General features: G+C 71.0%; 11 protein-coding genes. 2 read left to right on the top strand and 9 right to left on the bottom strand.

Annotated features, from left to right (window positions below; genetic code table 11):
- The first annotated feature begins 1,127 nt into the window (after positions 1-1,127).
- On the top strand, positions 1,128-2,336 hold the full coding sequence (gene serB, locus AC31A1_RS02395) for a phosphoserine phosphatase SerB (protein WP_365610411.1): 1,209 nt from the start codon (positions 1,128-1,130) through the stop codon (positions 2,334-2,336).
- A 132-nt stretch (positions 2,337-2,468) separates the two neighbouring features.
- Here serB and AC31A1_RS02400 read toward each other — a convergent pair whose 3' ends face one another.
- The 4 genes from AC31A1_RS02400 to AC31A1_RS02415 all read right to left on the bottom strand — a co-directional run bounded on the left by AC31A1_RS02400 (position 2,469) and on the right by AC31A1_RS02415 (position 5,079).
- A complete protein-coding gene (locus tag AC31A1_RS02400) occupies positions 2,469-3,011 on the bottom strand; it encodes a SixA phosphatase family protein (protein WP_489651567.1) in 543 nt (180 codons plus the stop codon).
- 77 nt (positions 3,012-3,088) lie between these two features.
- Positions 3,089-3,295, bottom strand: coding sequence for a hypothetical protein (locus AC31A1_RS02405; protein WP_019067400.1), 207 nt, complete (start codon positions 3,293-3,295; stop codon positions 3,089-3,091).
- 185 nt (positions 3,296-3,480) lie between these two features.
- Positions 3,481-3,597: an SGM_5486 family transporter-associated protein gene (locus tag AC31A1_RS02410; protein ID WP_019060691.1), complete on the bottom strand. Its 117-nt coding sequence runs from the start codon at positions 3,595-3,597 to the stop codon at positions 3,481-3,483.
- Positions 3,598-3,681: 84 nt separating this feature from the next.
- Positions 3,682-5,079: a CynX/NimT family MFS transporter gene (locus AC31A1_RS02415; RefSeq protein WP_489651568.1), complete on the bottom strand. Its 1,398-nt coding sequence runs from the start codon at positions 5,077-5,079 to the stop codon at positions 3,682-3,684.
- Between the two features lie 82 nt (positions 5,080-5,161).
- Here AC31A1_RS02415 and AC31A1_RS02420 point away from each other — a divergent pair, with 82 nt between their 5' ends.
- Positions 5,162-5,857 (top strand): FadR/GntR family transcriptional regulator, encoded by a 696-nt coding sequence (locus AC31A1_RS02420; RefSeq protein WP_489651569.1) that lies wholly within the window; start codon positions 5,162-5,164, stop codon positions 5,855-5,857.
- On the opposite strand, the gene AC31A1_RS02425 is transcribed toward AC31A1_RS02420, so the two are convergent.
- The 5 genes from AC31A1_RS02425 to AC31A1_RS02445 form a co-directional block, all read right to left on the bottom strand.
- The gene (locus tag AC31A1_RS02425) at positions 5,832-6,185 is read right to left on the bottom strand and encodes a hypothetical protein (protein WP_489651570.1); all 354 of its coding nucleotides are present in this window, start codon (positions 6,183-6,185) and stop codon (positions 5,832-5,834) included. The two genes, AC31A1_RS02420 and AC31A1_RS02425, sit on opposite strands and share 26 nt — an antisense overlap.
- A gap of 175 nt (positions 6,186-6,360) precedes the next feature.
- On the bottom strand, positions 6,361-7,128 hold the full coding sequence (fabI, locus tag AC31A1_RS02430) for an enoyl-ACP reductase FabI (protein ID WP_489651571.1): 768 nt from the start codon (positions 7,126-7,128) through the stop codon (positions 6,361-6,363).
- Positions 7,129-7,133: 5 nt separating this feature from the next.
- On the bottom strand, positions 7,134-7,838 hold the full coding sequence (fabG, locus tag AC31A1_RS02435; protein ID WP_366494374.1) for a 3-oxoacyl-[acyl-carrier-protein] reductase: 705 nt from the start codon (positions 7,836-7,838) through the stop codon (positions 7,134-7,136).
- A 142-nt stretch (positions 7,839-7,980) separates the two neighbouring features.
- Entirely contained in the window at positions 7,981-9,504 is a 1,524-nt protein-coding gene (locus tag AC31A1_RS02440) for a hypothetical protein (RefSeq protein WP_489651572.1), read from the bottom strand.
- Positions 9,501-15,269, bottom strand: a complete 5,769-nt coding sequence (locus AC31A1_RS02445) for a hypothetical protein (protein WP_489651573.1) — start codon at positions 15,267-15,269, stop codon at positions 9,501-9,503. The genes AC31A1_RS02440 and AC31A1_RS02445 overlap by 4 nt, the downstream gene beginning before the upstream one ends.
- Positions 15,270-15,474 lie beyond the last annotated feature (205 nt).

Genomic DNA, 15,474 nt, shown 5'->3' on the forward strand with positions numbered 1-15,474 from the left:
GTCCTCGGGGTTCGGGATCCGGTGGTTCGGGGACTGGCGGTGCGGGGCCAGGTGGTAGAGCTCGCTCCCGTGGACCAGTCTGGCCACCGAACGCGGGTTCACCGCAAGAGGGCCCGCGGCCACCCGGTGCACGCCCATCGCAGGCGGGTGGCCGGTTGCCCGGCGGAGGGGTGTCTCCCTCCGATGCCGCGCAACCGCCGGAGGGCGCGGGTCCGGGCAGCACGTCACGGCCCCGTCGACCTGGCCGGCCACCGGACGCCGGATCACCGACGCAGGCCGCATGGCCGCCCAGTGCGCGGTCGCCGCAGGAAGGTGGTCGGCCCCCTGGCGGAGGCTCACGGCCCGGCAGTGCCCCTCAACCTCCGGGAAACGCGGGGCAGTTCGGAGCCGGTCCGGCGCCGGGAGCCGTAGGGCCCGGTGGAGTCGGTCCGTACTCCGGAAGCTCGCAGGCGCCCGGAGCCGTTCCGCCGGACGACGGCACTCGCCCCTACGACGGTCCGCAGTCGCCCGGCGTCCCTTCGCCGCCTGCCGACATGTACGGCGCTCCGACCATGGCCCAGTCCTACGAGCCGCCGTCCCGGCTGCCTCGGCGTCGGCCCGGGTCGCGTTCGCGGGACTGGCCGGAGGACGGCTCGGACGGCGGGCAGCAACCGTCTCCTCCACCCCCGCCGCCCCCTCCGGGGAAGCCCAAGGGCCGCCGGTGATCCACGTCTACGTCTACGTCGGGTGAGCCATCTTCGGTGCTCGGCGAGCCTTGCCCGGCACCGGGTGAGCCAGGGGCGACGTCGGCCGGTGTGCGGGTGGCGGCGTCCTCATGGGCCGACTGCCCGGTACCCGGCGCCCCCCATGCGGACGTATCCCTCGCATCCGGCCCCGTAGCAGTTCCTCCTCGCCCGACGACCAGCCGACTCCCGATCGACAGCACACTCATCACGATCACATCAACACACCTTCCAACCGTCCCTCAATCCACTCCCGACCACCTCCAGCCCATTCCTGACCACCTCCCCGCCCCCGCGTGATCGCCCCGTAAGATTCGCGCCACCGACCCGACACCCACTGTTCCGTGTCCGCTGGGCGGACCTCTGCGGCACAAGGCACTCCGTGCCGGATACGGTGGGTACACCATGAGCGCTTCGCAGACCTCTGACGTCCCCACTCTCCTCGTCAAGATCTTCGGCAAGGACAGGCCGGGCATCACGGCCGGACTCTTCGACACCCTCGCCGCCTACTCCGTCGACGTGGTCGACATCGAGCAGGTCGTCACGCGTGGCCGGATGGTGCTGTGCGCACTCGTGACGCCGCCGCCCGCCGGACTCGAAGGGGATCTGCGGGCCACCGTGCACAGCTGGGCCGAGTCGATGAAGATGCAGGCCGAGATCATCTCCGGCCTCGGCGACAACCGGCCGCGTGGGCTGGGGCGTTCGCTCGTGACGGTGCTCGGCCACCCCCTCACCGCGGAGTCCACCGCCGCGATCGCCGCCCGTATCACCAAGGCCGGCGGCAACATCGACCGTATCTTCCGGCTCGCCAAGTACCCCGTGACAGCAGTGGAGTTCGCGGTGTCCGGCGTGGAGACCGAGCCCCTGCGCACCGCCCTCGTCACCCACGCGGCGACGTTCGGCGTCGACATCGCCGTCGTGGCGGCGGGGCTGCACCGGCGGGCCCAGCGGCTCGTCGTCATGGACGTCGACTCCACGCTCATCCAGGACGAGGTCATCGAACTCTTCGCCGCGCACGCCGGCTGCGAGGACGAGGTCGCCGAGGTCACCGCCGCCGCGATGCGCGGGGAACTGGACTTCGAGCAGTCGCTGCACGCGCGCGTGGCACTGCTGGAAGGGCTGGACGCCTCGGTCGTCGACAAGGTGCGCAGCGAGGTGCGTCTGACGCCGGGGGCCCGCACCCTCATCCGGACGCTCAAGCGGCTCGGCTACCAAGTCGGCGTCGTATCGGGCGGGTTCACCCAGGTCACCGACGACCTCAAGGACCGGCTCGGGCTCGACTTCGCCCAGGCCAACACCCTGGAGATCGTCGACGGGAAGCTGACCGGCAAGGTCACCGGCGAGATCGTCGACCGCGCGGGCAAGGCACGGCTCCTGCGCCGCTTCGCCGCCGAGGCGGGCGTACCGCTCGCGCAGACCGTGGCGATCGGCGACGGTGCCAACGACCTGGACATGCTCAACGCGGCCGGTCTCGGCGTCGCCTTCAACGCGAAGCCGGTCGTACGGGAGGCCGCGCACACGGCGGTGAACGTGCCGTTCCTCGACACCGTGCTGTATCTGCTGGGCGTCACCCGCGAAGAGGTCGAGGCCGCGGACACGCACGACGAGGACTGATCCCGGACGACTTTCCATACCTTCGCTTCGGGCCCGGCACCGCGCGGTGCCGGGCCCCTTGTCGTGCCTGTTGTCGTGCCTGGTCAGTTCCGATTGGCGTGCGCGGTAGCTCCGACTACCCGGACACGTGGACTACTCCGACGGCGCCCAGTAGTCGTCCAGCGTGGCCACGCCCGGCTCCAGCGCCTTCCAGGAACCGGTGAAGGACAGCACGGCGAAACCGGCGGCCGCGAATCCGCGTTGCTTCAGCCATGCGCGGGCCTCGGTGCTGCCCGTACCGGTCTCGGCACCGGTGTCCGCGCCGGGGAGGACCTCCGCCAGCCCCTGCACGCTCGGGTTGTGGCCGACGAGGATCACGTTCCGCGCGTCGTCCGGCGTCTCGTTCAGCACCGCGATCAGCTCGCCGGGCGAGGCCTCGTAGAGCCGCTCCTCGTAGACGGTTTTCGGCCGGTGCGCGAGTTCGTGGACGGCGAGCTTCCAGGTCTCCCGGGTCCGGACCGCGGTGGAGCAGAGGGCCAGATCGAAGGGGATGCCGGTGTCGGCCAGCCTGCTTCCGGCGGTGGCCGCGTCCAGGCGGCCCCGCTCAGCGAGCGGCCGCTCGTGATCGGTCACCTGGGGCCAGTCGGCTTTCGCATGCCGGAAGAGGACGATCCTGCGGGGTTCTGCGACGCTCATGGGATCCAGCTTCGCATGAAACAGGCCATGGGGCGCGGGTAGTTGACGGGGCGGCCGCGCGAGTGCTTCGCGGGTGCTCAGCGGGCTATGAGCTGCTGCACGCGCTCGAACAGATGGGTGATCATCGGGTCCGAGGCCGCCGCTTGCGCGTCCGTCGGGTTGAGCATCATCACGAGCAGCACGACGAACGCGAGCGCCGGCAGGGCGAGGGCCCACCACGGCAGCCTGATGTCGACGCCGCCCGTGGTCGCCGGGTGGGGCCGGGTGTGCGTAGGGGCCGACATGGATGCCTCCGCTGGTCTCCGAGTGGTCCGCGATCCGCTTCTCGCGGTCACACCATCGAAGTTACGGAACGCGCGGCCCCCAACCCATCCGGAGATCCACCCACTTGACCCTGAGCCTCACCCCCTAGGGGATGGTGGGGACAACCCCACCATCGGCCCGCGGAGGCACGTTCAGGGGCGCACGGTCACGGCGAAGCGATCGTCGCGATGATGGCGATGACGATGAAGATGGCGAAGAACGAGCCGAAGACGATGAGCATCTTCCGCTGGCCGTTCTGAGGGTTCGGGTCGAGCACTGGCATACGGCCAGTCTCGCACCCTTCGTCCGCACCGGGTCCGCCGGGGTGAGGTCGCGCGGGGTGAGGTGGACCCGCGCGCGGGCGGGCTCAGCGGGCCGCCTCGTCCTCCACCGTACGGTTGCGGCCCGCGAGGACGCCCACGGCCATCTGCGGGATCATCAGGCCGGCCATGAGGGCGATCGGCAGCCCCCAGCCGCCGCTGTGCTGGTAGAGCACACCGACCAGGAGCGGCCCCGGGATGGAGATCAGATACCCGGTGCTCTGCGCGAAGGCCGACAGCTGGGCGACGCCCGCACCGGTCCTGGCCCGCATCCCGACCATCGTGAGGGCCAGCGGGAAGGAGCAGTTGGCGATGCCGAGCAGGACCGCCCAGGCCCAGGCACCGCCGGCCGGCGCGAGGTACAGGCCCGCGTATCCGGCGAGGCCGCACACGCCGAGGGCGATCACGATCGGGCCCTGCCGGGGCAGCCGGGTGGCCAGCCGCGGGATGACGAAGGCCAGTGGCACGCCCATCACCATGGTGACGGCCAGGAGCAGCCCTGCGGTGCCGGCGGAGACCCCCGCGTCCCGGAAGATCTGCGCCATCCACCCCATCGTGATGTACGCGGCGGTGGCCTGGAGCCCGAAGAACACGGCGAGCGCCCACGCGGTACGGCTGCGGGTGATCCGCAGCACCGGCTGCGCGTGCTCGGCCTCCCGCGCGCGGGCTCGCGTCTCCGCCGAAGTCCCGGACGCGGGTGTCCCGTCGGCGGCCCCCCGCGCGCGGGAGCACTGTTCCCCGGCCGCCTCCGGTCCGGAGGGCGCCTCCCGGTGTCGTACGAGAGCGATCCACGGCAGTACGGCAGCGGCGGCCAGGGCTGCCCACACGGCGAGGCCGGAGCGCCAACTGCCGCCCAGGGCATCGGTGATGGGCACGGTGACCGCGGCGGCGGAAGCCGTGCCGAGGGCCAGGGCCATCGAGTACAGGCCGGTCATGGAGCCGACCCGGTCCGGGAACCAGCGCTTGACGATCACCGGCATCAGGACGTTGCTGACCGCGATGCCCATGAGCGCGAGCGCGCTGCCGGCCAGGAAGCCTGCCGTGCCGCCTATGTAGGGCCGTACGAGCAGGCCCGCGGTGATGAGGACCATGCCCGCGCAGACCACCGCGGCCGGGCCGAAGCGGCGGGCGAGGCGCGGGGCCATGACGCCGAAGACGGCGAAGCACAGCGGGGGTACGGAGGTGAGCAGTCCGGCGACGCTGCCGCTCATGCCGAGCCCGTCGCGGACCTCTTCGAGGAGAGCGCCGAGGCTGGTGATGGCGGGGCGGAGGTTCAGCGCGGCCAGCACGATGCCGAGGACGAGCAGACGCGTCGTCCACGCGTGCGTGGACGCTTTCCCGGTCTGCTTACCGGTCTGCTTCCCGGTCGGCGCCGGGGAGTCGCTCACGGCGGAGCTGCCGACATTCGTCGCGGACTTCAGTGTCCGGGTTTCCTCGCTTGCCATGCCGCCCATCATAGAATGATGGGATGATTGGTTGTCCATCCCCGGGTGGCCCGCTCCCGCCCCGCCCATGCGAAGGTGTGCCATGCCCCTGAGTCATCCCCGTCGTTCGGCGCTGTCCGAGCAGGTCATCGCCGCGCTGCGGAACCAGATCACCTCGGGCGAGTGGCCGGTCGGCTCCCGGATCCCGACCGAGCCGGAGCTGGTCGAGCAGCTCGGGGTCGCCCGCAACACGGTCCGCGAGGCCGTCCGCGCGCTCGCGCACAACGGCCTGCTGGACATCCGCCAGGGCTCCGGGACGTACGTCGTGGCGACGAGCGAGCTGGCCGGTGTGATGCACCGCCGCTTCGCGGACGCCGACCCCCGGCACATCGCCGAACTCCGCTCCACGCTGGAGTCGTCGGCGGCGCAGCTGGCGGCCGAGCGGCGCACCGAGAAGGACCTCAAGCAGCTGGACGCCCTCCTCGTACGGCGTGAGGAGGCCTGGGCATCGGGCGACACGGAGGCCTTCGTGACGGCCGACGCGACCCTCCACATGGCCGTGGTGGCGGCCTCCCACAACGACGTCATGACGGCGATGTACGCCGACCTGGGCGAGGTGCTGCGGGAGTGGCTGCGCGCGGACGTCGGCGAGGAGCTGACTCCGGAGACGTACATGGACCACACGCGGCTGGTGGACGCGATCCGCGCGGGTGACGCGCACGCGGCCGCCGAGGAGGCCGCGGGCTATCCGTTCGTGTGCCGCCCGGGGAGGCTCAGCTCGCCCGCTTCTGGTGGCTGACCCACACCGCGCGGACGTCCTCCCAGCAGCGGCCGGTGAGCCGTACGGTCTGCGCGGGTCCCGCGTCGGTCGCGATGCCGTCGCTGTCGATGTCCCACCAGCGGTCGCACTCGATGTGCAGGCTGACGCGGTCGGTCCGGGGGTAGGGGTTGTGGCAGTACGCGATCACGTGCGAGCCGTGGACGGCGGTGCGGCAGTCGGCGCCGAACAGCTGGGGTGCGGTCGGTTTTCGGGCCTCCACGCGTGCGTGGGGCATCGCCTCGTACGCCAGGGAGATGACGAGCGCGACGGCGACGGTCACTGGGGCCAGGCTGCGGGACAGGCGCACAAGGGGAACCTCCTCGGCAGTGCTGGGGAGGGAATCGCGTGGTGAACGCGTAATCCAGAGTGCGCAGTTGTGCTCCGACCCCGCCCGGCCGGAGGGGCCGAACGGGTGACGCCCCGCTCCCCGCGCGGTGCGGGAAACGGGGCGTCGACGCCGTGGGAGAGGCCGGGCCGGAAGGTCAGGCTCCGATGGCGTGCAGGCCGCCGTCCACGTGGATGATCTCGCCCGTGGTCTTCGGGAACCAGTCGCTCAGGAGGGCGACGATGCCCTTGCCGGCGGGCTCCGGGTCCTTGAGGTCCCACTCCAGGGGGGAGCGGTTGTCCCACACGGCGGCCAGCTCGTCGAAGCCCGGGATGGACTTGGCGGCCATCGAGCCGAGCGGGCCCGCGGAGACGAGGTTGCAGCGGATGTTCTGCTTGCCCAGGTCGCGGGCGAGGTAGCGGCTGGTGGCCTCCAGGGCGGCCTTGGCCGGGCCCATCCAGTCGTACTGCGGCCACGCGAAGGACGCGTCGAAGGTGAGGCCGACGACCGAGCCGCCGTTCTGCATCAGCGGCAGGCAGGCCATGGTCAGCGACTTCAGGGAGAACGCCGAGACGTGCATGGCGGTGGCGACCGACTCGAACGGCGTGTTGAGGAAGTTGCCGCCGAGCGCGTCCGGCGGCGCGAACCCGATGGAGTGCACGACACCGTCGAGGCCGCCCAGCTCCTCGCCCACGACGTCGGCGAGGCGCGCCAGGTGCTCGCCGTTGGTGACGTCGAGCTCGATGACCTTGGTGGGCTTGGGGAGCTTCTTGGCGATGCGCTCGGTCAGCGTGGGCCGCGGGAACGCGGTCAGGATGATCTCGGCGCCCTGCTCCTGGGCCTGCTTGGCGGCGTGGAAGGCGATGGAGGACTCCAGCAGCACACCGGAGATCAGGACGCGCTTGCCCTCAAGAATTCCGCTCATGGTGATCAGTGACCCATTCCCAGTCCGCCGTCTACGGGGATGACGGCTCCAGTGATGTACGAGGCGTCGTCCGAGGCGAGGAACCGCACCGTCGCGGCGACCTCCTCGGGCTGCGCGTAACGGCCGAGCGGCACCTGCTTGACGATGCCCTCACGCTGCTCGTCGGTGAGCACCTTGGTCATGTCGGTGTCGACGAAGCCGGGCGCGACGACGTTGAAGGTGATGTTCCGCGAGCCCAGCTCACGGGCGAGGGAGCGCGCGAAGCCGACCAGGGCGGCCTTGGAGGCGGCGTAGTTCGACTGGCCGGGGCCGCCCATCAGGCCGACGACCGACGAGATCAGGATGACGCGGCCCTTCTTCGCGCGCAGCATGGCGCGGTTGGCGCGCTTGACGACGCGGAAGGTGCCGGTGAGGTTCGTGTCGATGACCGAGGTGAAGTCCTCCTCGGACATGCGCATCAGGAGCTGGTCCTTGGTGACACCGGCGTTGGCGATCAGGACCTCGACCGGGCCGTGCTCGGCCTCGATCTCCTTGTAGGCCTGCTCCACCTGCTCGGTGTCGGTGATGTCGCACTTGACGGCCAGGAAGCCTGCCGGCGGCTCTCCCGAGCGGTACGTGATGGCGACCTTGTCGCCGGCGTCGGCGAACGCACGGGCGATGGCGAGGCCGATGCCCCGGTTGCCTCCGGTGACGAGAACCGAGCGGCTCAACGGATCACCCTTTCGATAGCGGTCCTGCACGCCTGCCCGGTACACCTGGTCGACAGGCGGCTTTATCGAAAACCTATCGGTCCGCCCCGTCCGGCGGACAATCGGGCACCGACAGTGGCTTACGGGACTCGCTGTCGGGTCCCTACAGTTTCGACCAGCGCCGGTGTGCCTGCGCCAGCTCTGCGCACAGTGCGTCGAGCGTGGCGTCACGGAGCGCGCCGCGGTGCGCGAGGATGTTCCTGGCCTTAACGAGTTCCTTCAGCAGGCGCAGTTCCTCGCCGGGAAGGGCCAGGCCGCCCTCGTGGCAGGCGGAGAGCAGGGCTCCGACCTCCAGTTGCGCGAAGGCTTCCTCAGGCCGTGTGCGGTAGTCCGGGGGTGGTCGCTGGGCATAGGTCTCGACGAGGACGTCCAGGGGCCGGGTCGCGTGCCGAGCGCCTATGCGGACCAGTTGCTCACGGGTGTCCTCGATCCACGGGAACACCACGCGTTGCTGAGCCTGCCCCACCAGGAAGTCGAGCTCGGGTGGTACGCCCCTGCCGCGGTCGGCGTACCAGACGGCGGGATGCCGACGCAGCCTGCCTTCCCACGACTGCAGCACACCTCCGGACCAGGCGGGGCGCAGCCGTGACCCGGGGCGCCGCCGAGTTCCGGCGTTCAGTGCGGCGTCGGGGCAGGCACCGGCCCGGACGATCTGTTCGGCGTCGAGGCAGGACCGCAGGGCAGCGTCGAGTCGGCTGGTCCTGCCGTCCCAGGCCACGGCCAGCCGCTGGGCGAGCACCAGGTCGAACCCCGCGATCTCGGTGACGACCTCCTCGCGAACGGCGCCCCGGACGCGCTGTCCGACGTGGCCCTCCGGGCCGTGCACCCGGGCGGACGCCACCACCGTCGCTGTGTCCAGGCGCCCGATCGTGCCCCACCACCAGCACACGGCCGTCGTCGCGATGTCCCTGTCCAGTTCGTCGGTGAGCGTCTCCGGAATGTCCCGCAGCCGGGACACGACAAGCAGTCGCGGACGTGCCTGGGGCGGCAGACCCGCCTCCTTGACCGCGGCGGACAGCGAGTGGAAGAGCCGCAGGACGGCTCCGCCCCGGCTGCCGCGGGGCACCCCCAGGGCGGTCTGCCCGGGGTCGTCGGGTTCCGCCCAGGCCCGCAGGCCGATCACCGGCTGCCAGCGCTGAGCCGGGTCCGTGAGCCGGGCGACGACCTCGCCGGGGTCCACCGCCAGTTCCTTGCCGAGCCGTTCGAAGACCTCCGGTACGGCCTGCTCGCCAACAGCCGGGCGGGCGGCGCGCACCGGGCGCGCGTCGGACCAGCCGATGTCGAACTCGTCGTCGAAGTCGAGGTCGGGCAGACCGCCCCACTCCTCTTCGTCCCCCTCCTCCCATGGCACCGCGTCGTGCCCGGCCGGCCAGGCCGCCGACCCGCCCGAGCCGGGGCTCCGCGGTGCGGGCACTGTCAGGACGGTCGGCGGGACCACGTCGAGGCGGTCGGGCATGCTAGTGAGCGCGGCCCGGTAGAGCTCTTCCGCCTGGCCCGTGTCGACCAGTTGGTCGGGCAGCAGCCAGAGGCAGTTCAGACCCGCCGCAAGGTGGGCGGCGATCTCGTCGAGCTGCGATCTGACGCCGGGCAGGTCGATCAGTGCCGGGTCGGGCCGGGCCGTCGTCACCCGCTCTCCGCGGCTCGCGCGCGCACCGCCCGGAAGGTGAGCGAATCCAGCGCCATTCCCCCGTCCGTCTCGTCGATGACGTTGAGTTCGTTCAAGCGGATCAGCCAGTCCTTGGTCTCCTCGGGGGAAAGGCTGGTGGCCGCCTCGACGTCGTCGACGGGAACGCCCTGTCCTTCCTCGACGTACGCCGTCCACAAGGTGAGCAAGGAGAGGTCCCGGTCGTTCAGGCCGGACTGCCTGAGGTGGGCGGCCACGTTCGCGGGTTTGGCGGTGACGGTGCGAATGTGGTCGAGGGCGTCGTCGAGAGTCGCTCCCCGCAAGGAGACGTCGGCGACGGCGACCTCCGTCCACAGGGGCCAGCCGGAGGTGGCGTCCGTCAGCCGGCGGCGCTCCTCGCGCGAGACGAAGGGGCACTCGGGCCAGGCGCGCAGCGAGTCGGGCGTCCAACGGCGCGGTTGCAGGGTCCGCACACGCAGCCGCCGCCCCTCGTCGGTGGCGCGCAGCGAGCCGACGGACTCGGCGTCGGCCAGTACGAGGACCGACCGGGTCTGCTTGTTCTTGCGGCCCTCGTTCTGTGGCACGTGCTTGTCGGCTGCGGGCCCGGCGTGCTCGACGCAGAGCTGCAGCCCCTCCGCCAGTCCGTCCACCGGTACGCCCCGCAGGTCGGCGAGGACGACGTGGGCAGTGCGAAGCCGAGCTGCGGCCGTCAGGACGGACCTGAGGTCCTCACCGCGCTGCACCCGCACCACTTTCACCCCGCGCCCCTCGGCGAACGCGGATACGGCCTGAAGCACCAGGTCGGGTCGGTGCAGGTCCGTCGTGGACACCAGGGACACGCCCGGTTGGGCGGCTTCGTGGAGCTGACCCTCGGTCAGCGGGCTGTAGCACTGGACGCCGCTTCCGCGGTCCCGGCCGAGGATGCGCCGTGCGGCGCGCGGATTGTAGTCGTACGGAAGCCCGAACTCCGTCTCGTGGAGCTCGGTCTCCAGTTCCTCCTGCGTGCCGAGCATGTTGACGACGTTGGGGCTGCGTACGGCGAAGCGCGCCCGGTTTCCCAGGCGGATGAGCAGCCCGAGCCCCACCATCTCGTTGAGGTAGATCTCGGCCTGCTGCACCCCGCACTCCTCGAACCCCTCCGACCAGGCGTCCCGGGCGAGGTCGAGCAGTTCCTTGGCGCTGTAGTCGCCCCGGTAGCCGTCCTTCAGGCTCTCCAACGCGATGAGGAGCGCCAGAACCCGATAGCGGTCCTCCAGGTTGATGGTGAACCGCAGCCTCTCGGCGATCCGGCGCCGGAGTGTCTCGGACGCCGCGACCTCCTGGACGTCGTCCTCGGAGATGGTCGTCGCGCGGTCCGTGGCCGCGTAGGGACGCGAATACAGGGTGCGTACGAGTTCACTGCAGAAGATCTGCACCAGATTGGCCTGGTAATTGGTGATGGCAAGGATCCGCCAGACCAGCTCAGGCCTCTCGAACACGTAGCCGAGTGCGGCCATCGGTTCGGTGACGAGCCGGAGGGAGGCCTGTTGGTTCAGCGGGCCGACAAGGACGTCGGGGCCGCCGTGCGCGGTCGAGACGTTCGACAGCGCACCGAAGCGCTGGACCTGGTGGAGACCGGCGAAAACGACCTTGAAGCGCCGCTCCGAATGCTCCATGAGCTGCTGGAAGCGCTTGACATTCGGAAACGTCGACTCACCGCCCGCCCGAAACGTGCGCCGCGAGTCAGCGGTCAGGAAGGCGTCGGCCTCGTCCGCGAGCACGAGCAGCCGCCGGGACTCGTCCTCGTCCAGCCATTCGCCGACCCGGCGCGCTATCACCTCCGGACCGGCCTGCTCCGACACCTTGTTGCCGAAGACACCCCGGCGCTTGAGCTCGTCCGCGAGCAGGCTCCAGATCTTGTCGGGTGCTTCGGCCTGGCCAATCTCCGCCTTCAGCAGGTCGAGGTACACAGCCACGTAGTTGTCCGAACGGCGCGGAAAGATCCGGGCGACCCGGCGCAGCAACGCGGACTTGCCCAGCTGCCGTCCGCCGTAGAGGAAGAGACCGCCACGCGGGTCCATGACCTCCCGCATCTCCTCGTCCCGGCCGTAGAACACCTCTTGGGGGACCAGTCCCGCGACAAAGGGCGTGTACGGGTTGTACGCGGCCCAGGGCAGGGTGACGCGCTGAAGCGCCCGGAAGCTGCCCGGGGCGGCGGCTGCCATCCAGCCCACCACCGCCGGGTCCACGACCAGCGCCTGCTGTGCCCCGGCCCGGGCCGCGTCCGCCAGTCGGCGCCGCCCTTCGACACCCAGTGGATGCAGGTAGAGGACGATGTTGGCGTCGACATCGGCGTCCTCAAGGTGGGCGAGCGGACCGTTCGCCCGCTGTTCCTCCCAGATCAGCTGAACCGTGTACGACGTGGCCTGAGAGCCGAGCGCGGCGACGTATCCGGGGCGTTCGGCCACCCTCGCCCGCACTCTGAACCGGCGTACGCCCTGCGTGCGGGTCTCGACGACGGGCTGGCCGTGGGGCTCCAGGCCGAGCAGCCGCAACACCCGTGGGAGGTGCTGCTGCCATTCGCTGTTGCGTCCGTGTCGTGTGCACAGCGCTTTCCATGACTGCAGACCCAGATCGGCCGCCTCTGTCAGCTGGGCGCCCGACCCGTACCGGTTCGCCCACCAGCCGGCGTCGACCCCGTCGCCACCCGGCCGCGGCGCTCCCGGGCCGGCCAGCCCGGCGAGGAACACGCTGAGCTCCTCGCTGTCGTCCTCGGGCCGTTCCGGCAGTTGCTTGCCGCCGCGGACGAGGGCCAGGAACTCCTCGGCGGTCACTGTGTCGCCCTCACCGATGAGCTTGGCGATCCGGTCGTAGTAGGAAGGGTCGAGCAGGCCACCCGCAGCGAGGCGTAGCTGCTCCAGTTCATGGCGCTGTCGGCGCGTGGACTTCTCCACGAGCTGCGACAGCTCCTGCCGAAGCGCTTCGAGCTGGTCCACCGCATGGCGGTGGCGGCCGGACTGCTCGCCGTCCGCGAACTCCTGTAGCCGTCCGGTGAACTCCCGCTCCTGATCGGGCGCCAGCAGATTGAGCGTGCGCATCTGGGCGAGCAGGCCTGCCGCCTCCGCGTGGCGCCGGCGCACGGTCTCCCGCCAGTTCTCCTGCGCCTGCTGCACGCGCCGCTCCGCGCCTTCGACCCATTCGGTCTCCGGTGCCCCATAAGCAGTCGGGTCCTGTCGTGCGGCATCCACGAGGGCACGCGCCAGGTGCAGGTCGCCCCGATTGAGATAGCTGCGCAGCGCGTGTTCGGCGTCGGGGGGCGCCATGAGCGCCGCCATGCGCCGGGCGGTGCGCGGGTCCTGCAGGTCGGGCATACCGATGCTGTCGCGTGGCAGGTCGGGCAGTAGGAGCAGGCTGTCGGTGGTCGGGCGGGGGCGACCGTCCTCCCTGGCCAGGCGGTTCTCGGAGCCGTGGTGAGGCACTTTGCCGTCGAGCCAGCGGTGGAGCAGTTCCAGCGCCGCGCCGCCCACGCCGGGCGGCGGCGGCACGTCCCGCAGTCCGCGTCGTGCGGAGGCGAGTTCGGGAATGCCCGACGGTGCGAGTCCGGCAGGCCGCAGCAGATTGGCCGCCACCGCGTCCGCCTTCGTCAAGACGTCCGCCACGGACCGGCAGGCCGTGTGCAACTGGCGCAGGGCACCGGCGGTTATCGGTTCCTTGGCCTGCTTCGGGGTGCGGAACCGGCTGTCGGCCTGCTCGATCAGCCGGTCCACCTCATCGGCGCTCCGCAGTTGCTCGGCCCGGGCTCGGAAGGAGATGGAGGGCAGCGGGCCGCCATCGACCCACTGGATGACGTCGCCCAGCGCCGAGTTGAGCTCCCCACCCGAGCCGACCAGGTCCTGCAGCACCCGGGTGGCACGCTGGTACTTGGTTTTGCGCTGGGAGAGAGAGCCGAGCAACTGGTGTGCCTGCGTGCCGAGTTCCTCCCGCAGGTCGTGGTCCTGCGGGGCGTCGTCCGCGTGGGGTGCGCCGGGGTCAAAGAACCGGCCGTTGCGCACCGCGGCCACGAGGACGGTGAGCAGTTCCTGCCAGGGCTCGGCCAGCCCGGCCGGCGGCGAGAAGTCGCTGACCAACGCATGCGGCCAGCAGGCGGTGAGCCCCGCCCGCAGCGCGGCGACGAAGGCCACGAGGTAGGCATCCCGATCGCGGGAGAGCGGGGCGCCGTCGATGTCGTGCGTGATCTGTACGTCGGTGGCCTCCGACTCGGTGACGCAGTCGAAGGCCGCGGCGGCGAACGCGAGCGACCGGGCGCGCACGTCGGGCTCGGCGGACGCCTCGGTCAGCCAGTAGGCCTCGGCCAGGCGCCCCGATCTCACCAGGAGGGCGACCGGCGGTTCCTTGCCCGTCTCCCATGGGGCGGCCGCGTCCCAGTCCGCGTCCGCGACCGAGGGCGGCCACGGCTCCTGCGCCGGGGTCACCTCGGGCTGCGGGGTGTCCCCGGGAGAAGTCTCCTCGACGGCTTCGGAGACGGTGCCAGGAGTGTCGACCGGGACGGTGTCCGGCACGGTGGCGTCCTCGGCGTCCGGCGCTTCGACGGGAGCGGCCGGGTGTGTCGTGACGGTCGAGCCGTGGGACTCCGGTGCCCGTTCGGCGTCCGCCGCGGGAGAGGCGGGTGACTCCGATCCGTCCGCCGCCGGGGACACGTCGGGGGCCGCCGACCGCTTTCCCCGGCCGGTCGGGGTGGGCCCGGGGACGACGGCCTTCTCGGTGTCCATGACCACGACCGTCCCGGTGTCGGCCACAGCGTCCGCCGGGGACTCCACGGCGCCCTCGTGCGCCGGGTCGGCCACGCTGTCCGTGTCCGCCTCGTCGGCCGGCGGGACCGCCGACGACGTGCGACCGGAGGCGGCAGCGCCCGAGCCGGAAGCGACCGCGCCGATGGCCGTACCGTCCCTGAGCGTGCTCTCCAGTTCGTCGATCTGCGCCCGCACCCGGTTGCGCAACATGGTCAGTGTCGCTGCCTCGTCCGGTTCGACGGCAGCGTCGATGAGCACGTCGTACGACTCTGCTCTCTCCCGCAGAGCAGCGAGTTCGGCCCGGGACTTCTCCAACCGGGCACGCTCGGCGACGAGCCATGCGTAGTCGGACTCGTACGACCAGTCGACCCCCTCGTCGGCACACCGATCGGCGGCGCGGTCGCGCAGACCGACCCACGCCGTCACGGCATCCGTCAGATCGCGTGTCACCGCGGGGCGCCTGCCCGACTCCACCGCGTCGGCAGCACCGCGCAACGATGCGGACAAGTCGCGGCCGGCATCGCCCAGTTCGGCCAACAGACCGTCGAGCGCCGAGCTCCGCCCCGCGCGGGACACCGGCACCGACTCCTCACCCTCGGTGTTCTGTTCACCCCCGACACCCTGCAACTCTTCGACCGCGCCGACCGATTCGGGCTTCCCTGCTGTTGTCACGACTCTCCTGAGAAGCTCGGCCGGGTTCGAGGGCGGCTGCTGGTCGGCTGCCTTACGCAACGTGTCGCCATGGATCTCGGCCATGCGACTGGTCGGTGTCTTCTGCCTGTCGGGAGACAGCAGCCCGTACAACGCACAGCGGGCGAGCGGCGGTTCCAGGACCCGGAGCATGGTCTCGAGTTGCTCGGGAGTCGGTTCCTCGATGACGTCCGTGGAGCAGCCGTAGTCCTCGATCAGTGCTCGGCACGCCCAGGTCAACCCGCAGGAACCCGCCGAGTGGAGCTGCGGCTGTCTCGCCCTGGCGACCCAGACCCGGAAAGCGTTCACATCACGTCGGGTAACCGGCGCACGACTGCCGCGGTCATGACGGCGTCCACAGGACTGCTGGCGCAGACAGTGATGCAGCGTCAATAAGCTACGGATTTCAGGCTCGTCCAGCGACGAAAGCCAGGTACGAAAATCAGTCCCCCACCCCTGCATGGCGTCATCATGCCACTCGGTGTTCACCATGTGGACCGTGCCCGAGGCATTT

It is taken from the genome of Streptomyces sp. P5F9 (assembly GCF_057961495.1).